Below are 26,418 nucleotides of genomic sequence, written 5' to 3'. Positions count from 1 at the left end.
CCAATTCTTCAGGGAGAGTGAATGACCGAAGTCGAACGGCACACCTACGACGTCGTGGTGATCGGAGCCGGCGGAGCCGGACTACGCGCGGTGATCGAGGCCAGAGAGCAAGGACTCTCTGTTGCCGTGGTCTGTAAGTCGCTGTTCGGCAAGGCTCACACCGTCATGGCGGAGGGTGGGTGCGCTGCCGCGATGGGCAACGCCAACGAGAAGGACACCTGGCAGACGCATTTCCAGGACACGATGCGCGGTGGGAAGTTCCTCAACAACTGGCGGATGGCGGAGCTGCACGCGCGTGAGGCGCCGGATCGAGTGTGGGAACTCGAAACCTATGGCGCACTGTTCGATCGGACGCCGGACGGGCGAATCAGTCAACGCAACTTCGGTGGTCACACGTATCCGCGGCTCGCTCACGTCGGTGACCGAACAGGTCTCGAGATCATTCGGACGATGCAGCAGAAGATTGTCTCGCTTCAGCAGGAAGACTTCGCGGCCACCGGAGACTACGAGGCACGCGTCAAGATATTTGCGGAATGCACCATCTCGGAACTGACGAAGGACGGCGACCGTATTTCCGGTGCCTTCGGATACTGGCGTGAGAGTGGACGGTGCGTGCTGTTCGAAGCACCGGCTGTGGTGATGGCTACCGGCGGAATTGGCAAGTCGTTCAAGGTCACATCCAATTCGTGGGAGTACACCGGGGACGGACACGCGCTGGCACTTCGCGCGGGCGCCAACTTGATCAACATGGAGTTCGTTCAGTTTCACCCGACAGGCATGGTGTGGCCGCCGAGCGTCAAAGGCATTCTCGTGACGGAGGGAGTGCGCGGCGACGGTGGGGTGCTCAAGAACTCCGAGGGCGACCGCTTCATGTTTTCCTACATTCCGCCGGTGTTCAAGGGCCAGTACGCCGAGACGGCAGAAGAAGCCGATCGGTGGTACGAGGATCAGGAGAACAACAGGCGCACCCCCGATCTGCTACCCCGCGACGAGGTGGCTCGTGCCATCAACACCGAGGTGAAGGAGGGACGCGAAACCCCGCATGGCGGTGTGTACCTCGACATCGCGTCGCGAATGCCGGCCGAGGAAATCAAGCGCCGGTTGCCGTCGATGTATCACCAGTTCAAGGAACTCGCGGACGTCGACATCACAAAAGAGCAAATGGAAGTTGGTCCGACCTGCCACTACGTGATGGGCGGGATCGAGGTCGACCCGGACTCCGGTTCGTCGAACGTACCGGGGTTGTTCGCGGCGGGGGAGTGCTCCGGCGGAATGCACGGGTCCAACCGGCTGGGCGGAAATTCGCTGTCGGATTTGCTCGTGTTCGGTAGACGAGCCGGCCTCGGCGCCGCGACTTATGTGAAGTCGCTGCCTGCTCGGCCCGTCGTGGCGGACGGCGACGTGGATGCCGCGTCACGGATGTTGCTCTCGCCGTTCGAACCTCAGGGTGACGCCGGTGCCCTCGAGAACCCGTACACCCTGCACACCGAACTGCAGCAGACGATGAACGACTTGGTCGGCATCATCCGCACCGCTGAGGAAGTCGACCGCGCGCTGCGCACGCTCGACGACATCAAACGACGGATCGATTCGGTTGTGGTGGAGGGGCATCGGCAGTTCAATCCGGGATGGCATCTGGCTGTGGATCTGCGAAACATGGTGCTGGTCAGCGAATGTGTCGCGAAAGCCGCGCTGCTGCGCACCGAGAGCCGGGGCGGACATACTCGGGACGATCACCCGGCGATGGCTGCGCAGTGGCGCAACACCCTGCTGGTGTGCGCTGTGGATGCAGCGGTCGCCGGGCGAGCGGATGTTGTTGTTCCCGACGTGCAGGTCACCTCCGAGCCGCAATCGCCGATGCGACCGGACCTTTTGGCGCTCTTCGACATCGACGAGTTGGCGAAGTACTACACGGACGCCGAACTTGCCGGCCATCCGGGAAGGAAAACCTGACATGGGCTACGACGCGAGTTTCCGGGTGTGGCGCGGCGATGCCGATGGTGGTGAGCTGCGGGACTATTCGGTTCCGGTGAACGAGGGGGAGGTGGTGCTCGACATCATTCACCGGTTGCAGGCCACGCAGACTCCGGACCTCGCGGTGCGGTGGAACTGCAAGGCGGGCAAGTGTGGATCGTGCTCAGCGGAGATCAACGGGCGTCCGCGGCTGCTGTGTATGACGCGGATGTCGACTTTTGCGGAGGACGAAGTGGTGACTGTGACTCCGATGCGCGCATTCCCGGTCATCCGTGATCTGGTCACCGATGTCTCGTTCAATTACCGGAAGGCACGCGAGATTCCGTCGTTCACACCGCCGCCCGGCTTGGCTCCCGGTGAGTACCGAATGCAGCAGATCGACGTCGCCCGCTCGCAGGAGTTCCGCAAGTGCATCGAATGCTTCCTGTGTCAGAACACTTGTCACGTCGTGCGCGATCACGAGGACAACAAGGAGGCGTTTTCCGGCCCCCGCTTCTTCATTCGGATCGCCGAACTCGAAATGCACCCTCTCGATACAGCAGACCGTCGGGACGCCGCGCAAGACCAGTCCGGACTCGGTCTGTGCAACATCACCAAATGCTGTACCGAGGTGTGCCCGGAGGACATCAAGATCACCGACAACGCAATCATCCCGATGAAGGAACGAGTCGTGGATCGGCGTTATGATCCGCTGGTCTGGCTGGGCAACAAGATCTTCCGTCGAGGTGAAACCTGATTCGGGTCAGGAAATTCCTCGGGAGATCGCGCGACTGGCCGCCTGCAGTGCCGGGACGAGGGGAGCGCTGCCGGTGTCGAGTGGAACGACAACAGATAATGCCGCGACAACGTCGCGAGAGCGGCGAATAGGCGACGCTATCGCCAGCGTGCCGAGATTGAGGTACTGGCGAGCTATGACGATGTCGGTGCGGCGGATCTCGGCCAGCAGAGAACGAAGCGTAGGTTCCTCGGTGATCGTGAACGGCGTCAGCGCCCGCAATCCGGCCGCGACAACATCGTCGAAGACGCCATGGGGAGCATGAGCCAGAAGCACCAGCCCACCGCTGGACGCGTGCAGCGGCAATCGTCCACCAGCCCGGCCGACAAGACCGACGGCGTCGTGGCTCGACAACCGCTCCAGGTAGACAGCCTCGAGGTGATCGCGGACAACCAGTTGTACGTTCTGCCCGGTGATTTCGTGCAAGTCCTCCATGAACGGCATTGCTACGGAACGTAAACCGTGTGCTCGGGGTGCGCGGGACCCGATCTCCCAGACCCGAAGTCCGATCTGAAATCGGCCGTCGTCGCCACGTTCGAGGGCTCCGAGCCTGGTGAGTTCTCGGCAGATGCGAAAGACCGTCGGCACGGGCAGTTCGGAACCCAGTGCAAGTTCGGTGATTGTCTGGCGGGGGTGCTGCGGAGTGAACAGATCGAGCAGGACCATAGCTCGTTCCAGCATTCCCGGCGGAGTAGCGACTTCTTTCACTCAATGAAAACTACCTTGTTGACGGCCCTCATGTCCCGCGACCATCCAATCAGTGAAAAGTTGTTCTCTACCGAGGAGAGTTCTATGAGTCTGCCGCCCATTCGCACCCAGGTCGGTATCGTCGGGGCCGGTCCGGCCGGTCTGATGCTCTCCCATCTTCTTCATCTTCAGGGGATCGATTCCGTTGTCCTGGAATGCCGTACCCGCGAAGACGTCGAAGGAACGATCCGGGCGGGAATTCTCGAGCAGAACACCGTGGATTTGATGATCGCAACCGGCGTGGGTGATCGGTTACTCGCGGAAGGTCATCGCCACACCGGTACCCAGATCAGGTTCGCCGGTGAGGGGCGTCGCGTCGACTTCGAAGGGCTCACGGGTCGGGCTGTCACTGTGTACCCGCAGCATGAGGTGCTCATCGATCTGATTGCGCGCAGGCTGGCAGACGGCGGCGACATTCGCTTCGGCGTCAGTGACGTCGAGGTCCACGAGCACACTGGCGATCGCCCGTTCATCACGTTTGTTGACTCCGACGGTCAGGCGCAGCGGCTGGACTCCGAACTTGTTGCGGGATGCGATGGTTCGCGAACCGGGACGCGCCACCTCATTCCGGAGCCCGAGGTACGCACCGACTACTTCCGCCAGTACCCGTTCGTCTGGTTCGGCATTCTTGCCGAGGCCCCCCGAACCTCGGACGAACTCATCTACGCCCACAGCCCGCGGGGATTTTCACTCTGCAGCACACGATCCGAGACTGTGCAGCGGCACTACCTACAGGTTTCGGTCGACGACACTGTCGACGACTGGTCGGACGATCGAATCTGGGACGAGTTGCACCGACGCGTGGACGGACCTGGCGTCGAGGTCAAGGAGGGTGCCATCTTCTCGAAGAGCATCCTGCCGTTCCGTAGCTTTGTGTGTGAACCCATGCAATCCGGCCGCTTGTTCCTGGCCGGGGACGCCGCGCACACTGTCCCACCGACCGGCGCCAAGGGCATGAACCTCGCGCTGGCCGACGTGTGGGTTCTGGCCGACGCCATGGTCGGTTTCTTTACCGCTGGGGATCGACAAGCCCTCGACTGCTACTCCGCGGCTGTGTTGCCGAGGGTGTGGCGTGCTCAGCACTTCTCGTGGTGGATGTCGACGATGCTGCATACAGCACCCGACGCGTCGCCGTTCGACATCAAACGGCAGGAAGCTGAACTCGACGTCGTGACCAGCTCCCAAGCAGGGCTGACCTTGATTGCCGAGAACTACACCGGCCTGCCGCTGCCGCAACTGGTTCACACAGTGTCCTGACGCGCTGCCGTCTGGCAAAACGTCCGCATTGCCCATTTTTTATCTGAATATCTGTACAGATGTTATTTTTATTCAGAAGAAAAGGGGCAAACAGTGGGTCTCATCCGTTCCGGAGTTCCGACGTTCGCGATCGCTGCCGTCGTCGGCACCCTGCTCGTCACGTCGTGCAGCACCCCGTCGGGCACGTCGACCGCAAGCGACGGTCTGGTCCTCGCCGACGGCTACGAACTGGGCGGATACAACCCCGTCGCCGGCTTCGGTGCGGCCGGCGAAGCCAAGATGTACGACGGTCTGGTGAGCCTGCGCGGCGGTGAGGGAATGCCTGGTTTCGAACCGGCTCTTGCCACGTCGATCCCCACCGCCAACGCCGACGCCACCCTCTGGACCGTGACTCTCCGCGGCGGCGTCACCTTCTCCGACGGCTCCACTTTTGACGCCGCCGACGTGGTTGCCACGTACAAGGCGATCCTCGATCCGGCATCAGCGTCCGAGGCGAAGTCGTCGTTCGACATGATCAGCGATGTCGTAGCGCTGGACCAGAACACCGTGGAGTTCCGTCTCGCGTACTCCTACGCACCGCTACTCACCAAGATGCTGATCGGCATTGTGCCGTCGGAGTCCGTGGCGACACCCGCTCTGGCGGCCGAGTCGACGCTCAACACCGAACCGATCGGGACCGGGCCGTACACCCTTGTCGATCTTTCACCCGACCGCGCGGTGTTTGCGGCCAACGAGAACTACTGGGACGGCGCACCGGAAATCAAGAAGCTCACGCTGCTCTATGTTCCGGACGACAACACCCGGGCGCAGCGGATGGCCTCGGGTGAGATAGACGGCACCAATCTCCCGCCGCTGCTTGCCAATACGTTCGAATCGCGGGACGGCATGTCGGTGACGGCCCATCAGTCCGCGGACTGGCGTGGTGTTTCGCTGCCCACCGACAATCCGGTAGCCGGTGACCCGGCGATGCGCATGGCGCTCAACCTTGCCGCCAACCGGCAGTCCATGATCGACAACGTTCTCGGTGGGCACGGCCGCGTCGCCGCCACGCCGATTCCCGAGGTCTACGGTGCCTCGTACAACCCGGACGCAACGTTTGCGTACGACCCGGCCAAGGCCGAGCAGATCCTCACCGATGCCGGTTGGATCGAAGGCAGTGACGGCATCCGTTCGAAAGACGGTCGACGCGCGCAGTTCACGATCATGTACAACTCAGTGGATACAGTCCGTCGAGACTTGGCCCAGGCCTTTGCATCCGACGCGCTTGGAATCGGCGTCGAAGTTGATCTCGAAGCACTGTCGTGGGATCGCATCGATCCGCGAATCAATCGGGACTCCACACTGCTCGGCGGCGGCGACGAACCGTTCGATCCCGATACCCAGGCCTACGACGCACTCAATTCCGCGTCCATCGCTCCCGGTGTCGGCAGCATCTACGACAATCCCAGTGACTACTCGAATCAGGTTGTCGACGCTGGACTCGACGTCGGTCGCCGAAGCCTCGACCAAGCGACCCGCGACGCCGCCTACCGAGATGTGCAGCAGGCGTACGTCGATGATCCCGGTTATGTGTACCTGGTCTTCCTCGATCACACGTACGTGTCGAAAGATTCCGATTGGACGATGTCCGGTCCGGTGCTGGAACCGCACGCGCACGGAGTGACCTGGGGTCCGTGGTGGTCGTTGCAGACGTGGACGCAAGAACAATGACGGCGCTCGACGTTCGAGCCGGTGCAACGTCGGACCCGGTACGATCGCACAACGCTCGCCGACGCTCCATCCTCGTGATGGTCGGGCGCCGGATGCTGTTCATCGTCCCGGTGATCATCGTCGTGTCCGCCGGTTTGTTTGCCGCCGCGGCAATCTCGCCGTTCGATCCGCTTGTCGGCTATCTGGGCACGCGGTACATGACAACCAGCGACGCGGACAAGGCTCTGATCGCCGCGCAGATGGGTTTCGACAACCCCTGGTACAGCACGTACTGGACGTGGCTGCATGCAGTGGTGACCGGCGATCTGGGCGTCTCTCGATCCTTCAATCAGTCAGTCGCCCAAGTCATCTCCGAACGACTGCCGTGGACGCTACTCCTGGTCGGCGTCAGTCTGGTGATTGCGATTCTCGCGTCGCTGGTGCTGGGAGTGCTCGCCGGAATCCGCAAGGGTGGGCTCCTGGACAGAACCGTGTCCGGGCTGTGCGTCGTCGTTCAAGGACTTCCGCCGTTTGTTCTCTCGCTCGGAGCTATCGCGCTCTTCGCGCTGACTCTCGGTTGGTTGCCAGTGGCCGGGTTGACCGACGGTGGTGCCGATCCCACACCGGCGCAGGTCATTCGGCACCTCATTCTCCCGGTCGCCGTCCTTGCGATCTCCCAAATGCCGTGGCTACTCCTCGCAGTGCGCGAATCCGTCGTCGGATCTACTGGTGAAGGATTTGTCGCCGGGGCGGTGGCGCGCGGAATACCGACTTCCACCATCACACAACGTCATATCGTGCCGACCTCGCTTGCGCCGTTCGTCAACATCATCGGAGTCCGATTGCCCGAACTTGTCGTCGGTGCGGTACTGGTGGAAGAAGTGTTCAGTTGGCCGGGAATTGCCGGTGCCATCGTCTCCTCCGCTCGGGACCTCGACATGGCGTTGCTCGCGTTCCTCACGGTCGGAACAACTCTGACGGTCATGCTCGGCTCGCTTCTCGCTGATGTGGTTGTTGCCCTCCTCGACCCGAGGGTGAGCACAGATGGCTAAACGCCGCTTCGCAATCGCCGTCGGTGTCCTGATCCTCGTCGCGCTCTACGCCGGCTTGGTTCCGTGGATCGCCGACGTCGACGACCGTGTCACCGACTTCGCGCAGGCCCGGATGGCTCCGTCGCTCACGCATCCCTTCGGCACCGACTCTGCGGGGCGAGACCTGTTTGTTCGAGTCGCTGCCGGTATCCGGACGTCGTTGCTGATCGCTCTCGCCTGCGCACTGTTGTCCACGGTGATCGGGGTGGCGGTAGGCACCACTGCCGGACTCCTCGGCGGCTGGGTGGACCGAGTTGTCATGCGCGGCACCGACGCGGTGAACGCCCTCCCGCACTTGCTGCTCGGCATCGTCATCGTCGCGATGTTCCGTGGCAGTATCCTCGCCATCGTTCTCTCGATCGCACTCACACACTGGACCCAGGTAGCTCGCATCATCCGCGGCGAGATCCTGAATTTGCGTGACCGCCCGTACATCGACGCAGCCGTCCTCGCCGGAGCCAGCCGGAGACATGTGATCACTCGCCACCTGGTTCCGGCTGCTGCCCCGCAGGCCTTGATCGCGGTGGTCCTCCTGCTGCCGCACGCCGTGTGGCACGAGTCGACGCTCTCGTTCCTCGGATTCGGACTTCCGCCCCACAAACCCAGTCTGGGAACACTTCTGGAAGAGGCTCGCAGTTCTCTGCTGCTCGGTGGTTGGTGGACGTTGGTGTTTCCCGCAGCCGTACTGGTGATCACTACCGTTGCGGTGGCGGTGGCCGGTTCGGCATTGCGTTCGAAGCTCGCGCCGCCTCGGCCATCGGAGCTTCGACTGTGAATGCCGGCCTTCGAATCGATGCGCTCACCGTCCGGATTCCGCTGCCCGGCGGCTCGGTTGTTCACGCTGCCAGCAACATCGACCTTGCTGTGCCGCCTGGGACTGTCACAGCGCTGGTCGGAGAATCCGGCTGTGGCAAGTCCATCATCGCAACATCGGTGATGAACATGCTGCCGCCTGGCACTCAGCGCACCGGTACCATCACCGTCGACGACATCGACGTGTTTTCCGGAACACCCTTCCGTGGTGGTCATGCCGCACTCGTGCCACAATCTGCCGCAACATATCTCACGCCGGTGCGGACGGCACGCTCGCAACTGCAGGAGACGATCGACGCACTCGGCACCGCCCACACCTGCGACGGCTTGGCGCAGCGAGTGGGTCTCGAACCTTCCGCCCTCGACTGCTACCCGCACGAACTGTCGGGTGGCATGGCGCAGCGGGTTGCCATTGCCGGCGCGTTGGCCGGGGACCCGTCGGTGGTCGTGGCCGACGAGCCGACCGCCAACCTGGACCGCGCGCTCACCGATCATGTTCTCGGCCTGCTGCGCGAGTGCGCCGATGCGGGTGCCGCGGTTCTGCTGATCACTCACGATCTGGCGTCGTTGACCCGAGTTGCGATCGCAGACAGGTTGGCCGTCATGTACGCCTCGCGCATCATGGAGATTGGCCCGGCTGCGCAGGTTCTGCAGGAGCCGCTTCACGATTACACCCGAGACCTGCTCGGAGCCTTGCCGTCTCGCGGGCTCAATCCCATCCCCGGATCACCCCCTCAATTGACGAATCTTCCGGACGAGTGCGTCTACTACCTGCGCCGACCGGAGTCCACGCAATCCGGTGGGCCGACCGAACTGGTCACGTTCGGAGAGCGCACGTACCGAACCCGCCGGGAGGTGAGTGCACGATGAGTTTGCGCGCCCTGGATGTCACCGGTGGCTACGAGCGTGGGCGTCCCGTCCTCGAGAATGTCTCCCTCGAGATCCCGGCCGGCCATCTGATCGGGTTGACCGGGCCGTCCGGAACCGGAAAATCGACGCTGGCAAGGATTCTCGCGTCGCTGGACGCGCCGTGGTCCGGCGAAGTGCAGATCGACGGTTCTCGCGTTGCAGGAACCAAGTTCGGTGTTCCCGCTGAGTTCAGAGGGGCGGTGTCCATGCTCTTCCAATCGCCACGCGCCGCAACTGATCCCCGGCAGACGCTGGCACGGATCATCGGGCAGCCCGCCGACATCGCGCGCCGCGATATCGACATCGAAGCACTGGCCTCGGAAGTCGGACTCACACCCGACTTGCTGGCGCGTCGCCCGCATCAGGTCAGTGACGGCCAGCTTCAACGCGCGGCGCTCGCGAGATCATTGGCGCAGCAACCCCATTACCTCATCTGCGACGAAGCCACCGCGATGCTCGACGCCGCGACCACCGCCACCATCGTTCGGTTGATCGAGCGACGGGCAACGGATCACGGTATCGGGGTGCTGCTCATCAGCCACGATCGTGATCTGCTCGACGCGTGCTGCACACGCGTTCACGAACTCGACGACATCCGAGCGGGCTAGACGCTGCTCTTTCCGTAGCTTTCGCGGACCCCGACGTCCATGGGGAATCGAACAACCGTGTCGCCGAACAGCAGTCGAGTTGCCGATGCTGCCGCAGCCAGTACGTGAGCTGTGCCGGACTCGGGGTTTCGCGTGTGCACCACAACCTCGTCGTGCTGGAAGAATACCAATTCGCCGTCCGGGTCCTCGGCGAGGCGTCGTCGCAGGTCGGCGAGGAGACACAGAGCCCATTCCGAGGCCGTTGCCTGCACCACGAAGTTGCGGGTGAAACGTCCGCGCGCGTGAGCGTCGCCGTGTGAATAGAAATCGGGAGACGGTGGGGGACACGCTCGGCCGAGCAGAGAGTGCACTACCTCGCCGCGCTCGCCGGCTTTGGCAGCCTGCTCGACGTACTCGACCGCTACGGGGAAACGCGTGCGCAGCAACGTGAGTAGCGCTTTGGCTTCACCGGCGGTGGCACCGTAGAGCACTCCGAGGATGGCAACTTTGGCTTTGGCGCGGTCGCCGCCAAATGCCTCGGCGCCAACGAGGGCGTACAGATCGTCATCACCGGCTGCCGCCATCATGCGGCGGTCGCGTGACATGGCAGCCAGAATCCGGGGCTCGAGTTGACCGGCGTCGGCCACCACGAATACGTGTCCGGGATCGGCAACAACGCTCGAGCGCATGGTCTTCGGAATCTGAAGGGCGCCGCCGCCTCGGCTTGCCCACCGGCCCGAGACAACACCACCGGGAACGTAGATGGGGCGGAAGCGATCGCCACGCACCCAACTGTCCATCCATTGCCAGCCATTGGTGCTGTACAGCTTGGCGAGTTCACGGTGGCGCAGGAGCAACGGAACCGCCGGGTGATCAACTTCCTGAAGAAACCACTTGCGCGTCGACGGCAGTTCGATGCCCTGGCGCCCGAATGCCTCGGTGATCTCGACGGACGACGCGGGGTTCACCGTCCGCCCGAAGGCGTCGCTGATCTGGGTGGCAAGTTCCTGCATGCGAACGGGGAGGTCGTACCCCGTTGGCCGGGGGCCAAGTCTCTCTTCGAGGAGTTCGCGGTGCTTCCGCGTCGAGAACGGCAACCCGGTGTGTGTCATTTCAGCAGCACTGAGCGCGCCGGCTGATTCTGCGGCAATCAGCAGATCCAGGCGCGCGTCGGCGCCGATGACAGTGCGTTGCTCCGCGAACTCCGCAACAACACCATCAGGATCGAGGACGGGAGCGGTGTCGAACAAGCCGAGACGGTCGTCGTCGGACTCCTCGGCCGGTGGTGACGGCTGACCCGCGCGCATGCTCAGGATCGCGCGGGTCAGCGAAATATCGTGGCAGCGCTGTACGTGGACGCCGGCGCGCAGCAACATCGGGTAGACCGACGCTGTGCTCGGCCAGACCCACCGTGGATGCTCGGCACTCTCGATAGCTTGGACCGCGGCAACCAGATCGGGATATTCGACGCGGTCGCCGACGGCAGTCCCGTCGGGGTCGGTGCGAACAACCGTCGCGGTGACTGCTCCCGTGGACGTCGTACTACCGGGAACCAGGACAACTCTCACTGCTCCAGTGTGACGGTTGGGTCCGACAACAACTGGCCCGAGTGCTTCTACCCCGCTTCCAGCCCGTGCATTCGGACTTCCTTTCCTTTCCAGCGGGATCGTAGCCACCGATCGTGGCTGGCCAGCACGATCGCGCCCGGACCGGTGCCCATGGCGTCCTCGAGTTCATCGCACAAGCTCGGGGACAGGTGATTGGTCGGTTCGTCCAGAAGCAGCAACTCGGGTGGACGGGCCACCAACAGTGCCAACGCCAGCCGGCGACGGTGACCGACGGACAACTCGCCAACCAACTTGTCCTGATCCCAAACCGCCAACAGGCCAAGGGAATCCAACGGAACCTTCTCGGCAATCTCCGCGCCGAGGGTCAGATCATAGATTTCCCGCGCAGTTCGGTCAGCCCGATCGAACGCGGTGTCCTGCGCCAAAAGGCCGATCGTCAGGTCGGGTTTTCGTGCCAGCGTGCCGGTGTGGTCCAGCGCGCCGGCGAGTACTGCAAGCAAGGTGGATTTCCCGGCACCATTCGCTCCGATGACCAGTAGTCGGTCGGTGGATGAGATATCGAGACTGTCCATCGTCATTCGGCCAGGAACTCGAACCTGCCGCAATGACAGGAGGATTTCGTCCTCATCCTGGGTGATGAACACGCCAGGACTGAATCGAAGAGGCTCCGGGGGTTGCTCAATCTGGTCTCGTTCCAGCTTGTCGAGCCGGCGGGTGGCACTGCGAACCCGGCGTGCGATCTGGTTCTGTACTCGACCCCCGGCGTGACCGTATCCCATTTTTTCGTTGTCGCGCTTCACATGATTCGGCGCAACCTCGTATGCACTGACACCGGCCGCGTAGCGCAACGCGTCCAGATCCTCCTGCTCTTGATCGAATCGCCGTTGCCAGTGTTCCCGTTCGGCGCGTTTCTGCAACAGATACGCGGTGTAGTTACCGCCGTAGCGGGTGGGGCCGTCCAGAGCGGGGTCGAGGTCGATCAGATCCGTACAGACGGCGTCGAGGAACGCGCGGTCGTGAGTGGCCACGACGACAACCCCGGACAGGCCGCAAAGATGCTCGGCCAGAAACGATGCCGCCTCGTCGTCGAGATGGTTCGTCGGCTCGTCGAGCAACAGCGCGGATGGTCGGCGAATCATCAGAGCCGCCAAGGCCAGCCGGCTGCGTTGACCACCTGACAACGACGAGAGGAGGCGTTCATGTTGAAGGTGTCCGAGACCTAACCCGCCAAGAATCATCGCGGCCCGCCGGTCCGCATCCCACACCTCGTGTCGCTGCGCGCGTGCAAGGCAATCCGTGTAGGCGTCGGCGGCAGTGTGATCCTCGGGCGCATGACTGAGTTCCTTTGCAGCTCTGTCGAGTTCGGCGATGATCTCGCGCGCGTCCCGGAGGGCTGTATCGAGTACGTCGGCGATCGTCGTCTTGTTGTCGTACACCATTTCCTGCTGCAGGAACGCGAGATCAGACGGTCGCTCCACGTTGCCCGCATCGGGCTCGTCCGTACCCGCGAGCACCCGCAACAGAGTTGACTTCCCGGCGCCGTTCTCGCCGATGAGACCAATCCGATCACCAGGTGCCGCGGTGAGTGAGACGCCGTCGAGTACCCGCCGCGTTCCCAGCGTGCGGACGAGATCTTGTGCAATCAACGCTGTTTCAGGCATGTTCATCACCAAGAGTGACATTGGCCGGTGCGGCGACTTCGCGTAAACGTCCCTCCGACAGACGTAACCAGCGTTCGACCTTCACCTCGGACAAGAACCGTTCGTCGTGGCTGACGACCACGAAGGCACCCTGATAGGCATTGAGCGCACTCTCCAACTGCCCGACACTGACAAGGTCGAGGTTGTTGGTCGGTTCGTCGAGTAGTAGTAATTGAGGTGCCGGCTCGGCGAACAGCACGCACGCGAGGGTCGCTCGCAACCGCTCACCACCGGAGAGGACCCCGACTGGAAGGTGAACGCGAGATCCACGAAAGAGAAAGCGTGCCAGCAGATTCATCCGCTGCGGTGCCGGCATGTCCGGGGCAAAAGCAGCGAGGTTCTCCGCGACGGTGAGGTTCACATCGAGTAGGTCGAGTCGCTGTGACACATACGCAACGCGGCCCTGCGCCTGTGCGATCTTGCCGCCAGTCGGGGGCAGTTCGCCGTTGATGATCCGCAGCAGCGTGGATTTGCCCGCGCCGTTCGGACCGGTCACCGCAATTCGCTCAGGTCCGCGGATCGCCAGATCTGCCCCGCCGTCGGCGAAGACCTCCCGATTACCGAAACGGAATTGCATCCGTTCGCCCAGGAACACTGTCCGGCCCGCAGGAACATCGGTGCCGGGCAGTTCCAACGTGATTCGTTGTTCGTCGCGCAACGCTCGCCCCGCGGTATCGAGTCGGGCCTTGGCCGAATCGACGCGGGCGTTATGCGTCTCGTTTGCCTTGCCGGCAGACTCCTGGGCATTGCGTTTCATCGTCCCGGCGAAGATCTTCGGTAGCCCGGCGTTTCCGAGGTTGCGTGCTGCGTTGCTTGCGCGACGAGCAGCGCGTTCGCGGGCCTGCTGCAACTCCCGTTTCTCCCGCTTGACGTCCTGCTCGGCATTGCGAATGTTCTTTTCGGCAACTTCCCGTGCAGCGTTCACGGCGCCTTCGTATTCGGTGAAATTTCCACCGTAGAAACGAATTTCACCATTGTCGAGTTCGGCGATGCGGTCCATTCGGTCCAGTAGGACACGATCGTGGCTGACCAGTAGCAGGCAACCGTTCCAATCGTCGAGGACGCCGTAGAGTTTGTGTCGCGCATCGAGATCGAGGTTATTCGTCGGTTCGTCGAGCAACAGCACGTCCGGGCGGCGCAGCAGTTGCGCAGCGAGACCGAGCGAGACGACCTGGCCCCCGCTGAGCGTGTGAAGTCGGCGGGTGAACGACAGGTCTCCCAAGCCGAGACGGTCCAGTTGGGCGCCGGTACGTTCCTCGATGTCCCAGTCGGAACCAATCGTGGTGAAGTGCTCTTCGGCGGCGTCCCCCGACTCGACAGCGTCCAACGCCGCGAGGATCGGCGCGATCCCCAAAACCTCGGCAACGGTGAGGTCGCCGGTCAGCGGCAAGCTCTGCGGAAGGTACCCGAGCAGCCCGTCGACGGACACGCTGCCACCGCCTATGGGCAGGTCACCCGCGATCAACCGGAGAAGGGTGCTCTTTCCGGCGCCATTCGGTGCTACCAGCCCGGTCCGGCCGCCGGGCACACTGAAGGACAGTTTCTCGAAAACCGGTGTGTCGTCAGGCCAGGCAAACGACAGGTGTGAACAGACAATGTATGAATCGGACATGATGAGACCTCGAGTGTCGCGCGGGCGCGTCAAAGCGGCTCCGCGAAAGAAATGATGTGGTGAACGACAACATGGCCACTGCGGCAGCGCTCCGAAAGCGCTTACCGGTGGCCGTCAGTGCCGGGTATTACCCGGAGATGTCGAGTTCACCAACCATTTTTCGATCTTTCTCGCTCCGATTATTCGGAACCGACCATAACACCCGAAACTGTTGCCTCGTCGATCACACAGCGCTCAATGCGCCATGCTCGATTGATTTCGCGCGGCCTCTCGCGCAATACGTCAGAAACTGTTGGGCCCGACGTCGACGCTGCTACCCGGAAGGTTACGTTCTCGATCGTATCGAGTACGAGCAGGTGGCAGGGTATGCCAATTTCCGGCTCTCCGGTAGGAGGCTCAAAGTCGAGGGATTCGACGTCGAAACCTGTTGAGATTCTTTGTCATTGTGTTGTCATCGGCAATATCGACTTACGACGCGCTGAGCCGGCGCTGTCCATGTGTCGCGTGCCGAGCGTGCGGTGATCTTCTGCCTTCTCTCGCGCCGCCGGTGCATTGAGGTGTCCGATGGGGCGCCACTGCCCGGTGGGGTGTTAGCAGGGTGTCGCGGGCTGGAACCTTGCAGCGCTCCATCAGGGGTAGCGCGGATACTCTGGTGTGCCGACCGTTAGTGGCGAGATTCTGCGGGTTCTGCACCGATGCTGGTTCCGCGTGCAGAGTGCATTTCGGCAAGCTTTGTCAATGTCTGTGGTGGCGTGTGTCGTCTTGGCGCTGCAGTTCTCCGCTCATCACGACGTCAGTCGTTCGCCGCGTGTGTCCCACACAGTCTCAGGAGCCGAATCGTGGGAGGCGGGTCCATTTGCATGGAATCCGACATCTGCATCTTTCCCTCTTCGGTGGCTGCGGCGAAAAGGCCTGCCAGAGCCTCGGTAATGTCTTCGGCCTCAATGTCATATACCGCAACGTACGGGCCGTCGTCCTGCACCGGAGCGAAGCGCCGAGCTCCGGTGAATCCGGGTATTGCGCAGACCTCGCGCAGATGTAAGCCGTACCACTCGTTGTACTCGGCTTCTCGCTCGGGCGAGCTCGGGCGGGAGGTGACGTAAAGGATTCCTTGTTCCATGCGGCTGAAAGGTAGATGAAGGATTCTTCGAAATCAATGATGGGTAAACAATTTTCAGGGGTCCGCCGGGAAAAAGGTGTAAACGGTCCGCTTCGCCGGCGTGGATTGGCGGGACGCTGTCGATGACTCCGCAATTCGTCGGGACATGTCCTTGCGGGCGGCGATCCTCGATACCAGAGGATTTCTTGACGAGTCACCAGGCGCCCTTGCCAAATGCTTGGACGTTTGACATCCTCGGTCTGGACCTCGCTCAGCTGTGAACTCTTACACCCGAGTGTTCGATGCCCAAAAGACGTCGGCCAAATACATAGTCACGCAAAGGTTATCGAGAGCGGCTCGCATCCGCCGGTGCGCGATGTCGCCAGGGTGCAGCTCCAGCCGATCGTGCGGGTCTCACATTACCGATGGCATCTCGTCATCTCGCAGCAGTCGGACTCTTCGGGCGAACTCTCGCCGGCTCCGGCGAACGAAGGAGTTCCACATGAGTATTGATGACCCCGTATCCTCCGCCGCGTCTGGCGCCCTCGGGACGTCCCCGGGTGGCCGGAAACTCCTCCGACTCGAGGTTCGCAACGCCCGGACCCCGATAGAGAGGAAGCCGCCGTGGATGAAGGTCAAGGTTCGTACGGGGCCGGAGTATCGTGCGCTCACTGAGCTCGTCGAGCGCGAAAACTTGCACACCGTGTGTCAGGAAGCCGGTTGCCCCAACATTTTCGAGTGCTGGGAGGACCGTGAGGCAACCTTCCTGATCGGTGGGGACCAGTGCACGCGGCGCTGCGATTTCTGCCAGATCGATACTGGCAAGCCGATTGAGCTGGACCGCGACGAGCCGCGACGTGTTGCCGAATCGGTTCGCTCGATGGGCCTTCGCTATGCGACAGTGACCGGTGTTGCCCGCGACGACCTCCCGGACGGCGGTTCCTGGCTCTATGCCGAAACCGTGCGTCAGATCCACCAGTTGTGTCCGGGTGCCGGTGTCGAACTGCTTATCCCGGACTTCAACGCGGATGATGCCCAGCTGCAAGAAGTATTCGATACGCGGCCAGAAGTGTTGGCACATAACGTCGAAACCGTGCCCCGAGTGTTTCGGAGGGTCCGACCGGCCTTCACCTATGAACGGTCGCTCGAGGTGATCACCAGGGCCCGCGAGAATGGACTGATCACGAAGTCGAATCTCATCCTCGGGTTGGGTGAGAACACGGACGAAGCGATCCAGGCTTTGCACGACTTGCAGGAGGCGGGTTGTCAGCTGATCACGATCACCCAGTACCTGCGACCGTCCCCGCGGCACCATCCGGTAGAACGGTGGGCCGCGCCGGAGGAGTTCACCCACCTCGAGCAGATCGCGCGGGAGATCGGCTTCCTTGGCGTCATGTCGGGTCCGTTGGTCCGGTCTTCCTACCGCGCCGGCCGTATGCACGCCGATGCGGTCGCCGCTATCTCATCCCGTTAGATCCATCCCACTTGATTCCACGTTCCGCCCGTACAAGGAGATCCCCCATGTCCTCACCTTCCGCAGATGTCGTCGAACTCGGTGGCGTTTCCGGCGGGTCCGCCGGCACAATCCGGTCCGCGGAACTCATCCAATTCGCAACGTTGTGGGCGCCCTACGGTGGCGGAAGTGACGAAGACATTTTCGTGACATTCGGCGTATCTTCGAAGGTCTACTTCGCACGGCTCGCGAAACTTCTCGCCACTCACGCCAGTTTGGTTCCGGACGAGTCGACGCGGGCCGAAATGCTCGCGGTCTGCGATCGCCGATCGGGCGGAGAAGCGCGCCAGACGCGCTCACACCGGGGTGGCGCCGCGCGCTCTGCGCAAATACACGAAAAGTTCAGTACAAATTGAGCCAGTCGGGTTTTCTGCCGCGCGTATGCGGCCGCAACTCGGCGTGAGGGTGGCGCAGTGGGGTGCTCGCATTGGGCACGGTTGGCTAGCCCTAGATCTGGGTGTAGCCGGTGGTCGTCGTGCCAGTCCCACCCTTCCGGCGTGGTCAACGTGACGTTGATGCGTGTCAGTTCGCGATCCGCCGTGCGTACGCCGAAGTTGAATGCGACGGAGACGAGTCACGCCCACGCGTCCACGTCTGACTACGCGCTGTTGTGGCAGGGCGCTGATCCGACCGTCGCAAGAATGCTCGCGTTCACACACTGGCTTCTCGCGGTCATCGCAGTACCTTGTCGGTGATACCCGCTCGGCTGGCTTACACCATTTTTCTGATACTTCCTTGATCGGCTTACACCATTTTTCTGATACGTCCTCGATCCGCTTACACCATTTTTCTGATACGTCCTCGATCCGCTTACACCTTTTTTGCAAAACTCTCCGTTGCTGCGTAGATGATGGACGGCACCCCTTGACACGGCCTTTCGATTCCTGAATGTTTGTGAAATGCCTATTGGCTCCTGGACGCTTGTGAAACGTAAGCTTTCATGAGCATGGGGTGTGGTGCGTTCCTGTTTCTGGTTGTTCTTTGTACGGGTTTTCGATGCTTTTGATTTGCTGGCTTGTTATCAGAAGGAGTCTTATGGTCAGAAGCGATCTCATAGTGGGGGCTGCAAACCGATTATGATGCCGTGATTGTGAGCTTCGGAGCTGCGCTGACGATTAGATGAAGCAAAGAAGAATCTAGAAGCAGTGCTTACCAGGTGGGTTGGAAATAACTGGAAGGATATGTTTTGACTACTCAGATCGAGCAAAACAATTTGGCCGGGGATGGCGAATTGCCGCTACCCCAGTTGGAGGTCAATCCGTGTCTCCCGGATCTCGATGTAGACACGTCCGGGGTGCCGTTCCGTATGGCGGATGGGGTGCATATTCCTGCTGAACGCTATTACGACCAAGAATTTGCCAATCTAGAGAACAGAAAGCTGTGGATGCACACTTGGCAGTGGGCTGCCCGGGTGGAGGATGTCCAGTTTCCTGGCGACTACGTTGAGTACAAAGTCGCCGAAGAGTCCGTGATGGTTGTGCGGGTCGATGAGGAGACCATCAAGGTTTTCCACAACGTCTGCCCACATAGGGCTACGCAGCTCGCGCTCGATTGTGGATCGTTCAGTGGTAAGCAGATTGTGTGCCCATTCCATGGGTGGCGATGGAACCTCGACGGGACCCAGTCGTACCTTTATGCCCGAAATGGTTTCATCGCAGAGTCAATTGATCCATCGAAGATCAATCTGAAAGAGGTTCGTTCCGAGATTCGATATGGTTTTGTCTGGATCAATTTCGACAATGATGCGCCTTCGTTCGATGAGTTCATCGGTCCGATGGATAGGCATCTCGAGCCGATGTGGATGGACCGCATGCGGGTCCGGTGGTGGAAGTACTTGGATCTTCCAGCGAATTGGAAGGTGGCTACCGAGGCATTTATCGAGGCATACCACGTCATGCAAGCTCATCCGGAGCTTGCATTCGGAGCAACAGGCGACGATTATGACGCGGACTTCCTGGAGTTCCACCCCAAGGGCAATGGGCATTTCAATGTTGGTGCCAGGATGAAGACCGATGAAGTGACAGGCGCTCCGATGGCGCCGATGCCCGTCACACACCTGCCGTTCGGTGAGTTTTTCCTCGAACAGAATCGGATTATGTTCGAAGGCACCGCCGGCGCGTACCTCACCGAACGCGAGGAGTTCATCGGCGATCGGGTCCGCCACCAAGGGCTGCCGGACGAGGAGATGGTCCCGGCCTTCTTCGCAGAATATTTCGCGTATGCGCAGGATGCCGGAATTCCGCTGCCTCCTCCCGATCCCGAGGCGTCGTCCTATGGCTACGTCTTCCCGAACATGGTGTTCCTCGGACTGACCGGCAACCTCCTGCTGTACCGGATGCGACCGATCGGGTCCGATCCGAATGTCTGCCGCTTCGAGGTGTTTGCGATGCAGATTCCGGTCGAGGCCGACGGGGAGCAGGCTCCCGCACAGCCGGAAGGCCCGCTCGCCGTGAAGGATCTGCCGTTCGTTCTGCGTCAGGACACCGAGAATATCCAGCGCCAGCAGGCCGGGTACCGGAGCAGTGCGTTCGCCGAGGCCACCATGTCTCCTCGGTTCGAGAAGATGATCTACGGAATGCATAACGAAATCGACCGCTACCTGGCACGATGAGCGATCGCACGGCGGGGAGTACCCCGACTGCCGAATCTCGACCGGACGAGCCCATCGCCGGCCGGATGACCGTGCAACCTGCCGGTCATGTCATCGAGGTGCGGGCGGGCGAGTCCCTGATGCAGGCCGCTTGGCGCGAGGGATACCACTGGCCGACGCTCTGCTTCGGGGTGGGACAGTGCACGGCCTGCAAGTGCGAACTCGTCGAGGGACTCGACCTGGTTTCTCCCCACACCGAGCCCGAGGCCGAGATGACCAGGGACCTTGCACGGCGGAGACGAAGAATTGATCCCCGCCGTGTCAGGCTCGCGTGTCAGGTGAAGGTTCGCGGCGATGTCGTGGTTAGAAAGCCCGGGGTCCGCAGGGTCGAGCAGGAAAAACTACTTCCAGAAGATCCAAACTAGAGCCCGTATTCGTGATCGAGCGGATAGCCGCTCGGCAGCCCAATGGAGTGCATCAATGACAAGTTCAATCGCCGAAGAAGTCGAACCGGTGGTCGACGCGGACATCCTTGTTCGCATATTCACGACCGCCACGAAGGCAAAGCTCTACGACGACCAGTATCGCGCAATGATGAATGCGGGAAAAGTCGGCGGGATGTACTATTCCGCGCGCGGGCAGGAAATCATTCCGGCGGCGATCAATGCCGTGCTGGCGCCGGATGACTATGTGGTGACCATGTACCGCGGCGTGCATGATCAAGTTTCGAAGGGTGTTCCCCTACGGACTCTGACCGCAGAACTCTTCGGGCGTGCGAGTGGTAGCTGCAAAGGAAAAGGCGGCCCGATGCACATAACGGACGTCGCGTCCGGCCTGATCGTGACGACCGGTGTCGTCGGGTCCGGGATACCGATCGCTGTCGGAGTGGGGCTGTCGGCTCAGATGCGTCGGAGTGGTCAAGTCGCGGTGGTGAACTTCGGGGACGGTGCTGCGAATATCGGCGCGTTCCACGAGGCGCTGAATTTGGCTTCGCTGTGGAAGCTTCCGGTTGTTTTCGTCTGCCAGAACAATCGTTACGCGGAATATACGCCGTACGATCAAGGAACGTCGGTCGATCAGATCGCGAAGCGCGGTGCGGCCTACTCGATGCGTTCCATGCATGTCGATGGAAACGATCCCGAAGCGATGTACAGAGCCGCCCGGATCGCAATCGACGCGGCACGCGCAGGTGACGGCCCATCGCTGATCGAGGCGGTTACCTATCGATTCGAGGGCCATATGATGGGTGACACGAAAGAGTACCAGCCTGCGGAAGAGTTGAAGGCTGCTATCGACGCGGACCCGGTGCCGCGATTGCGCGACCGGATCATCACGTCCGGGTATCGCACCGAAGCCGAGGTGGCCGCGATCGAGGGTGCATTGCAGAAGGAAATTGACGACGCATTCGAATACGCGATGGCAGCTCCGCTGCCTGATATTGCAGATCTGACCACCGACGTGTACGGGATGGAAACTCGATGACAGTACAAAGTAAGCCCAGCGATGGCGCGGTGGCCGGGCGTGAAATGAAGATGATCGAGGCCATCTCCGAGGCTATCGATATAGCGATGGATATCGACGATTCGGTATTCGAACTCGGTGAGGACATCCAGGACCCGAAGGGCGGTGGGTTCGGTATCCACAAGGGCCTGTCCACCAAGTACGGCCTCGAGCGCGTGCGTCCGACACCCATCTCCGAACAGGCGATCATGGGTGCGGCGATCGGCGCAGCGATCACCGGAATGCGGCCTATTCCGGAGATCATGCTCATGAACTTCATGGCAGTGTGCGCGGACCAGCTGCTCAATCATGCGGCCAAACTGCGATACATGTCGGGCGGGCAGACCAATGTTCCGCTGACCGTTCGCACCATGACCGGCGCCGGCGGCGGCTTCGGTGCGCAGCATTCGGACATGCTCGAAGGCCCCCTCGTCCACACCCCGGGATTGAAAGTCGTGATTCCGTCGACGGCGGCCGACGCAAAGGGCCTACTTTTGTCGTCGATTTTCGATGACGACCCGGTGGTGTTCATCGAGATGTACCCGTTGTACTTTTCCGCCTCGGACTTCGTGCCCGCCGGCGACTACCGGGTGCCGCTCGGCAAGGCCAGGACCGCGCGGCCAGGGTCCGACGTCACCCTCATCAGCTGGGGCCGACAGGTCCACGACTGCCTGGCAGTTGCGCACGACCTCAGCGCCGCGGGTATCGAGGCGGAGGTGCTCGATCTGCGTACGCTCGTTCCCCTCGACCTTGATGCGATTCTCGAATCGGTAGGTAGGACTCGCCGCGCCGTCATCGTGCACGAAGCGGTCCGCCGCAACGGGTTCGGGGCGGAGCTTGCGGCAACGATCAGCGAAGAGCTCTTCGGCGACCTGCATGGCCCGGTGCGTCGGGTGGCGTCAGCCGACACGCCGGTCCCATATGCATCGGTGTTAGAGCAGGCGTACATGCCGAGTCGCTCTGCAATCGAACAGGCAGTCCTGGGATTTTTTCGCTGAGCTGAACGTAGTACTGACGGCACGTTAGTGCGCGCCTCGACGATTTCTGAAGGAGAGACAAGAACGATGGAACTGAGCATTCCCAAGTTGGGGGTCACGATGGTTGAGGGCACGCTATCCGAATGGCTTGTGGCAGACGGCGCGACAGTCAGTGCGGGCGAGGGCATCTACCTCCTCGAAACAGACAAGATCGAGACCGAGATCGAGGCACCTGTCGACGGTGTCTTGAAGATCAAGGCAGAGGCAGACGAAACATATGCAGTCGGCACTGTGGTTGGAGAGCTGACCTAGCGGCCCTGTGTGGCGGTGAATGCGACACTGGAACATTCACCGCCACAACGGATGTGGTCGCAGCGTCGCATCACGCCAGCCGGCGCAGTGGCGGCGTCAGTCGGCTGTGTGAGCTCGCATCGATTGGTCATCTGGCTGCGCGCCGTGAAAGGTACTGCGCCAGAACGACTGTGCTATCGAATGTAGGGAGATTGTGAATGGACAAGGTTGTCGGCACTTTCGCCGAAGCGCTCGACGGAATAGACGATGGAGCCAAGTTATCGGTGGGCGGCTTCGGCCTGTGCGGCATTCCGAGTCTGCTGATCGCAGGTCTCTTGGAAAAGGGCGTCCGCGATCTTGTGACCGTGTCGAATAACTGCGGGGTCGACGACTGGGGGCTCGGGTTGCTGCTTCGCGAGCGGCGGATCAAGCGAATGGTGTCCTCCTACGTCGGTGAAAACAAGGAGTTCGAGCGGCAGTTCTTGGGCGGTGAACTCGAGGTGGAGCTTGTCCCACAGGGGACATTGGCTGAGAAGTTGCGCGCCGGCGGTGCCGGGATTCCTGCGTTCTATACCGCGACCGGCGTGGGCAGCCAGGTCGCTGAAGGGGGTTTGCCCTGGTTGTTCGGCCCGGACGGTGAGGTGCTCGAGCAGAGCCCGCCGAAGGGGACGGAGCAATTCGACTTCAACGGTCAGCGACGCACTTTCGTGCTCGAAGAGGCAATTACGTGCGACTTCGGACTGGTGCGGGCGTGGAAGGGCGATCGGCACGGGAACCTGGTATTCCATAGGTCGGCCCGAAACTTTAATCCGCTGGCGGCCATGGCCGCCAGGATCTCGATTGCCGAGGTCGAAGAACTCGTTGAGCCTGGCGAGCTCGACCCCGACGAGATTCACCTACCCGGCATCTACGTGCATCGCGTGCTCGCGATGACTCCGGCACAAGCAGCTGACAAGCGGATTGAAAAACTGGTTACTCGCAATCGAGTAACGAGTGGTTCGGTAGAAGTTGAATCATCTAGTCGCAGTGATGAATACGGTCAACTACGCATTGGTCTAAGTCGTGATCAGATGGCCGCCCGAGCTGCGCAGGAACTGTCGGATGGCAACTATGTCAACCTCGGCATCGGATTGCCGACTTTGGTTCCAGCCCATGTTCCCGATGACGTCGAGATTGTGCTGCAATCAGAGAACGGAGTGCTTGGCACCGGACCAGCACCGTACGTCGGCGATACAGACCCTGACCTGGTCGATGCCGGCAAAGCCACCGTCACACTTCGCCGGGGCGCATCGATCTTCGATTCGGCTGCGAGTTTCGGCATGATCCGAGGCGGAAAAATTGATGCAGCGATTCTCGGGGCAATGCAGGTCTCGACCACCGGTGACATCGCCAACTGGATGATTCCGGGAAAGATGGTCAAGGGTATGGGTGGCGCGATGGATCTGGTGGGCGGAGCCCGGACAGTCATCGTGCTTATGGAGCACATCGCCAGAGACGGCAGTTTCAAGGTTGTCGATTCATGCACATTGCCGATAACCGGCTTGGGTGTGGTCGACCGGATCATCACCGACCTCTGTGTTTTCGATGTCACAGAACATGGGCTCGCCCTCCGAGAGTTGGCGCCGGGCGTCACACTCGACTACCTCCGCGAGCGCACTGGTGCGCCCTTCACGATCTCGCTGCCAGCCTGAACGAATGAAATCTCCAAGAAGTGGAACATTGAGTAGGTCTTGCCCCCACGTCGGCATGTGCCCTCGGAATTTACCGAAATCAGCTTGATAGGAGGCAGTCATCATTAGGCGCTTGCACAACGGCCAAGCTGAAATACCGTCAGTGGCCGGTGTTGCTGAGATTGTCGGTGTCGCCCTGCACGGACGACTGGACTTCTCACGGTGTGAAGTTGCCGACCAGCCCGTTACGGCCCTGCTGCACTTCGTCAGCGAAGCCCAGTGACCGGCTCCGCGGTCACGGCTCGCGCACAACAGGCCACGGTCCCGGCGTGGGCGATTATTGCGTTGATGGCCGTAATAGGGCTGAACTTGCGTGCCTCGCTCGGCTCGATACCGCCGCTGCTCCAAGACATGACGCGTGACCTACACCTGTCCGGCCTCGCCCAAGGGTTACTGACGTCAGTTGCCGTGGCCTTCATGGGGATTGGCGCGCCGATGGGGCAGAAGGTCGCCGCTCGCATCGGAGTGAACAACGCGATGACCGTAATGCTCGGTGTGTTGTCGATCGGTTGTCTAGCCCGCGTTATCCCAGTGGGCCTGCCACTGTTCCTCGTCTCTTGCATGGTGGTCGGGGCTGGAATGGGCGGAGCCTCCGCTTTGGTCCCGAGCCTGATCATGACTCACGTTGCGCGGAGGCGTGGGTTCGCGTTGGGTCTGTATTCGGTCGGTACCTCGGTGGGCGTGGCGCTCGCAGCATGGATTGCCGTGCCCACCGATGAGTGGCTTGGCGGCTGGCGGCAAGCGCTCGCCCTTTGGGGCGCAGTCGCTGCGGTGACTTTGCTGGTCTGGGCAGGCACAGCGCGGAGGCTTCACGCGGTCCGGCCGGCAGGTCCAGTCGTCGATCATCGACTGCCATGGCGCGCACCGACCGCCTGGTGGATCACCTGGTTCACCGCTTCGGCGATGATGATCGGTTTCAGCGGGCTGGCCTGGGTTTCGCCGCTCTACATCCATCTGGGCGGCTCACAGCAGCAGGCGGCCGGCTACTTCGTGATTTTCCAACTCGCAGGGCTCTTGGCGATGCTGGCACTGCCGGTGCTCGCCGATTACACGTCCGACCGGCGACTGCTACTTGCGCTCGTCGTAGCCTTGTCAGCTGCCGGCATGCTGTGCCTTGTCCTCGCGCCACTGGAGCTCGCTGTACCTGCAATGGTCATGTTCGGGTTTGGCGCCGGCGGTAGTTCGACACTGGCGATGGTTGCACTCGTGGACGTGACGCACACGCAGGCGGACGCTGCGCGGCTCGGCGCCATGGTCATGCTCGTCGCCTACCTCGTCGGCGCGACGGGACCGGCGATGCTCGGCGTGTTGAGGCAGTTCACGGGAAGCTTCACCGCCGGATATGCAGTTCTGCTGGGGCTCGCGTTCGTCTCATTGGCGACGGTGCCGGTGTTTCACCCACGGCGAAGCCTCGAGTTCATGTCCTGAGCCAGAAATTCTCGTCCAGAGTAGGCGTTACCGCGCGAATGCCATGCGGCACCGAAACCTGGATACGAATTAGAATTAGACGGACGATTGATCCGGTAGATCTCAGCGCTTGTCAGCTTTGACGATATTGCCTGGTTTCATCGTTTCCGAATTGGTCTGTCTAGAAGTGGGTCCATGCGTGAACCCGATTCGTCAAGAATCGCGTTGTCGCGAGCGGAAAGAACATTTCCCGGAGTAACCTAGAATTCGATTCTGGTATCCGAAGTATTCGCGACTGCAGGGCTGGCGCCGGCGTGAAGATCGGCTCGGTATCCACTTGATGGCATTCTGTCCTTGTGCAGGCTCTTTAGTGGCGGTAAATCGACAGACTTAACCGTGTCTAAACGAAGCTTAATTCGCTGATCGCAAAAGAATTGAATCAGGATATGAAGTCTCGGGAAAATGTCACGCATGTGCCGTACTTCAGTTTTACGTAAAGAAGGAATCACCGAACTGAGTTTCGATAACCCGCGCCGTAAGAATGATCTCAAGCCTGATTCGATAGTGCCGATCCTCGGCTGCTTAAGGC

Annotated in this window: 22 protein-coding genes; 17 read left to right on the top strand and 5 right to left on the bottom strand. The window is 61.4% G+C overall.

All coding sequences use genetic code 11. The annotated features are described in order from the left end of the window. Positions 1 to 21: 21 nt before the first annotated feature. A complete protein-coding gene (locus tag CJ178_RS17635; RefSeq protein WP_095887248.1) occupies positions 22 to 1,953 on the top strand; it encodes a fumarate reductase/succinate dehydrogenase flavoprotein subunit in 1,932 nt (643 codons plus the stop codon). Position 1,954: 1 nt separating this feature from the next. Continuing rightward, positions 1,955 to 2,710: a succinate dehydrogenase/fumarate reductase iron-sulfur subunit gene (locus CJ178_RS17630; protein ID WP_033233402.1), complete on the top strand. Its 756-nt coding sequence runs from the start codon at positions 1,955 to 1,957 to the stop codon at positions 2,708 to 2,710. Between the two features lie 6 nt (positions 2,711 to 2,716). Here CJ178_RS17630 and CJ178_RS17625 read toward each other — a convergent pair whose 3' ends face one another. Further along, entirely contained in the window at positions 2,717 to 3,430 is a 714-nt protein-coding gene (locus CJ178_RS17625; RefSeq protein WP_033233401.1) for an IclR family transcriptional regulator, read from the bottom strand. Positions 3,431 to 3,541: 111 nt separating this feature from the next. On the opposite strand from CJ178_RS17625, the gene CJ178_RS17620 reads away from it, so the two are divergent. From CJ178_RS17620 to CJ178_RS17595, 6 genes are all read left to right on the top strand, one after another. Then, positions 3,542 to 4,753, top strand: coding sequence for a 4-hydroxybenzoate 3-monooxygenase (locus CJ178_RS17620; RefSeq protein ID WP_095887247.1), 1,212 nt, complete (start codon positions 3,542 to 3,544; stop codon positions 4,751 to 4,753). A 93-nt stretch (positions 4,754 to 4,846) separates the two neighbouring features. Next, a complete protein-coding gene (locus tag CJ178_RS17615; protein WP_257013247.1) occupies positions 4,847 to 6,463 on the top strand; it encodes an ABC transporter substrate-binding protein in 1,617 nt (538 codons plus the stop codon). Continuing rightward, positions 6,460 to 7,494 (top strand): ABC transporter permease, encoded by a 1,035-nt coding sequence (locus tag CJ178_RS17610; protein WP_095887246.1) that lies wholly within the window; start codon positions 6,460 to 6,462, stop codon positions 7,492 to 7,494. The genes CJ178_RS17615 and CJ178_RS17610 overlap by 4 nt, the downstream gene beginning before the upstream one ends. After that, the gene (locus CJ178_RS17605; protein WP_033233399.1) at positions 7,487 to 8,308 is read left to right on the top strand and encodes an ABC transporter permease; all 822 of its coding nucleotides are present in this window, start codon (positions 7,487 to 7,489) and stop codon (positions 8,306 to 8,308) included. Before CJ178_RS17610 ends, CJ178_RS17605 begins: the two co-directional genes overlap by 8 nt. Then, positions 8,305 to 9,216 (top strand): oligopeptide/dipeptide ABC transporter ATP-binding protein, encoded by a 912-nt coding sequence (locus CJ178_RS17600; RefSeq protein WP_033233398.1) that lies wholly within the window; start codon positions 8,305 to 8,307, stop codon positions 9,214 to 9,216. The genes CJ178_RS17605 and CJ178_RS17600 overlap by 4 nt, the downstream gene beginning before the upstream one ends. After that, the gene (locus CJ178_RS17595) at positions 9,213 to 9,863 is read left to right on the top strand and encodes an ABC transporter ATP-binding protein (RefSeq protein WP_033233397.1); all 651 of its coding nucleotides are present in this window, start codon (positions 9,213 to 9,215) and stop codon (positions 9,861 to 9,863) included. The genes CJ178_RS17600 and CJ178_RS17595 overlap by 4 nt, the downstream gene beginning before the upstream one ends. Here the strand turns inward: CJ178_RS17595 and CJ178_RS17590 are convergent. The 4 genes from CJ178_RS17590 to CJ178_RS17575 all read right to left on the bottom strand — a co-directional run bounded on the left by CJ178_RS17590 (position 9,860) and on the right by CJ178_RS17575 (position 15,842). Further along, positions 9,860 to 11,410, bottom strand: a complete 1,551-nt coding sequence (locus CJ178_RS17590) for a bifunctional 3'-5' exonuclease/DNA polymerase (protein ID WP_095887245.1) — start codon at positions 11,408 to 11,410, stop codon at positions 9,860 to 9,862. The two genes, CJ178_RS17595 and CJ178_RS17590, sit on opposite strands and share 4 nt — an antisense overlap. A gap of 47 nt (positions 11,411 to 11,457) precedes the next feature. Next, complete coding sequence (locus CJ178_RS17585; RefSeq protein WP_095888024.1) at positions 11,458 to 13,071, bottom strand: ABC-F family ATP-binding cassette domain-containing protein; 1,614 nt, start codon at positions 13,069 to 13,071, stop codon at positions 11,458 to 11,460. Then, a complete protein-coding gene (locus CJ178_RS17580; RefSeq protein WP_095887244.1) occupies positions 13,064 to 14,722 on the bottom strand; it encodes an ABC-F family ATP-binding cassette domain-containing protein in 1,659 nt (552 codons plus the stop codon). The genes CJ178_RS17585 and CJ178_RS17580 overlap by 8 nt, the downstream gene beginning before the upstream one ends. A 793-nt stretch (positions 14,723 to 15,515) precedes the next feature. Beyond that, positions 15,516 to 15,842 carry a hypothetical protein gene (locus CJ178_RS17575; RefSeq protein WP_095887243.1) on the bottom strand — a complete coding sequence of 109 codons (327 nt, stop codon included), beginning with the start codon at positions 15,840 to 15,842 and terminating at the stop codon, positions 15,516 to 15,518. Positions 15,843 to 16,323: 481 nt separating this feature from the next. On the opposite strand from CJ178_RS17575, the gene lipA reads away from it, so the two are divergent. The 9 genes from lipA (at position 16,324) to CJ178_RS17525 (ending at position 25,850) form a co-directional block, all read left to right on the top strand. Further along, the gene (lipA, locus tag CJ178_RS17570) at positions 16,324 to 17,295 is read left to right on the top strand and encodes a lipoyl synthase (protein WP_095887242.1); all 972 of its coding nucleotides are present in this window, start codon (positions 16,324 to 16,326) and stop codon (positions 17,293 to 17,295) included. A 47-nt stretch (positions 17,296 to 17,342) separates the two neighbouring features. Then, the gene (locus tag CJ178_RS17565) at positions 17,343 to 17,690 is read left to right on the top strand and encodes a hypothetical protein (RefSeq protein ID WP_095887241.1); all 348 of its coding nucleotides are present in this window, start codon (positions 17,343 to 17,345) and stop codon (positions 17,688 to 17,690) included. Between the two features lie 830 nt (positions 17,691 to 18,520). Next, positions 18,521 to 19,945, top strand: a complete 1,425-nt coding sequence (locus CJ178_RS17555) for an aromatic ring-hydroxylating oxygenase subunit alpha (RefSeq protein WP_143547525.1) — start codon at positions 18,521 to 18,523, stop codon at positions 19,943 to 19,945. After that, positions 19,942 to 20,349 carry a 2Fe-2S iron-sulfur cluster-binding protein gene (locus tag CJ178_RS33725; RefSeq protein WP_095887238.1) on the top strand — a complete coding sequence of 136 codons (408 nt, stop codon included), beginning with the start codon at positions 19,942 to 19,944 and terminating at the stop codon, positions 20,347 to 20,349. Before CJ178_RS17555 ends, CJ178_RS33725 begins: the two co-directional genes overlap by 4 nt. Before the next feature lie 55 nt (positions 20,350 to 20,404). Further along, positions 20,405 to 21,406 carry a thiamine pyrophosphate-dependent dehydrogenase E1 component subunit alpha gene (locus tag CJ178_RS17545; RefSeq protein WP_095887237.1) on the top strand — a complete coding sequence of 334 codons (1,002 nt, stop codon included), beginning with the start codon at positions 20,405 to 20,407 and terminating at the stop codon, positions 21,404 to 21,406. After that, positions 21,403 to 22,422, top strand: a complete 1,020-nt coding sequence (locus CJ178_RS17540) for an alpha-ketoacid dehydrogenase subunit beta (protein ID WP_095887236.1) — start codon at positions 21,403 to 21,405, stop codon at positions 22,420 to 22,422. The genes CJ178_RS17545 and CJ178_RS17540 overlap by 4 nt, the downstream gene beginning before the upstream one ends. Before the next feature lie 66 nt (positions 22,423 to 22,488). Next, positions 22,489 to 22,713 (top strand): lipoyl domain-containing protein, encoded by a 225-nt coding sequence (locus tag CJ178_RS17535; protein ID WP_095887235.1) that lies wholly within the window; start codon positions 22,489 to 22,491, stop codon positions 22,711 to 22,713. 197 nt (positions 22,714 to 22,910) lie between these two features. Then, a complete protein-coding gene (locus tag CJ178_RS17530) occupies positions 22,911 to 24,383 on the top strand; it encodes a 3-oxoacid CoA-transferase subunit B (protein WP_095887234.1) in 1,473 nt (490 codons plus the stop codon). A gap of 258 nt (positions 24,384 to 24,641) precedes the next feature. Next, the gene (locus CJ178_RS17525) at positions 24,642 to 25,850 is read left to right on the top strand and encodes an MFS transporter (RefSeq protein WP_095887233.1); all 1,209 of its coding nucleotides are present in this window, start codon (positions 24,642 to 24,644) and stop codon (positions 25,848 to 25,850) included. Positions 25,851 to 26,418: the final 568 nt, after the last annotated feature.

The organism is Rhodococcus sp. ACPA4 (assembly GCF_002300185.1).
Taxonomy (GTDB): Bacteria; Actinomycetota; Actinomycetes; order Mycobacteriales; family Mycobacteriaceae; genus Rhodococcus_F; species Rhodococcus_F globerula.
Note: the sequence above shows the minus strand (reverse complement) of the source record. Positions and strands in the feature narration are given on the sequence as shown.

Bases quoted from the DNA above. Each gene is read 5' to 3' on its own strand.
- CJ178_RS17635 (WP_095887248.1), top strand. From the start codon at position 22: ATGACCGAAGTCGAACGGCACACCTACGACGTCGTGGTGATCGGAGCC.
- CJ178_RS17630 (WP_033233402.1), top strand. From the start codon at position 1,955: ATGGGCTACGACGCGAGTTTCCGGGTGTGGCGCGGCGATGCCGATGGT.
- CJ178_RS17625 (WP_033233401.1), bottom strand. From the start codon at position 3,430: ATGCTGGAACGAGCTATGGTCCTGCTCGATCTGTTCACTCCGCAGCAC.
- CJ178_RS17620 (WP_095887247.1), top strand. From the start codon at position 3,542: ATGAGTCTGCCGCCCATTCGCACCCAGGTCGGTATCGTCGGGGCCGGT.
- CJ178_RS17610 (WP_095887246.1), top strand. From the start codon at position 6,460: ATGACGGCGCTCGACGTTCGAGCCGGTGCAACGTCGGACCCGGTACGA.
- CJ178_RS17605 (WP_033233399.1), top strand. From the start codon at position 7,487: ATGGCTAAACGCCGCTTCGCAATCGCCGTCGGTGTCCTGATCCTCGTC.
- CJ178_RS17595 (WP_033233397.1), top strand. From the start codon at position 9,213: ATGAGTTTGCGCGCCCTGGATGTCACCGGTGGCTACGAGCGTGGGCGT.
- CJ178_RS17585 (WP_095888024.1), bottom strand. From the start codon at position 13,071: ATGCCTGAAACAGCGTTGATTGCACAAGATCTCGTCCGCACGCTGGGA.
- CJ178_RS17580 (WP_095887244.1), bottom strand. From the start codon at position 14,722: ATGTCCGATTCATACATTGTCTGTTCACACCTGTCGTTTGCCTGGCCT.
- CJ178_RS17575 (WP_095887243.1), bottom strand. From the start codon at position 15,842: ATGGAACAAGGAATCCTTTACGTCACCTCCCGCCCGAGCTCGCCCGAG.
- lipA (WP_095887242.1), top strand. From the start codon at position 16,324: ATGAGTATTGATGACCCCGTATCCTCCGCCGCGTCTGGCGCCCTCGGG.
- CJ178_RS17565 (WP_095887241.1), top strand. From the start codon at position 17,343: ATGTCCTCACCTTCCGCAGATGTCGTCGAACTCGGTGGCGTTTCCGGC.
- CJ178_RS33725 (WP_095887238.1), top strand. From the start codon at position 19,942: ATGAGCGATCGCACGGCGGGGAGTACCCCGACTGCCGAATCTCGACCG.
- CJ178_RS17545 (WP_095887237.1), top strand. From the start codon at position 20,405: ATGACAAGTTCAATCGCCGAAGAAGTCGAACCGGTGGTCGACGCGGAC.
- CJ178_RS17540 (WP_095887236.1), top strand. From the start codon at position 21,403: ATGACAGTACAAAGTAAGCCCAGCGATGGCGCGGTGGCCGGGCGTGAA.
- CJ178_RS17535 (WP_095887235.1), top strand. From the start codon at position 22,489: ATGGAACTGAGCATTCCCAAGTTGGGGGTCACGATGGTTGAGGGCACG.
- CJ178_RS17530 (WP_095887234.1), top strand. From the start codon at position 22,911: ATGGACAAGGTTGTCGGCACTTTCGCCGAAGCGCTCGACGGAATAGAC.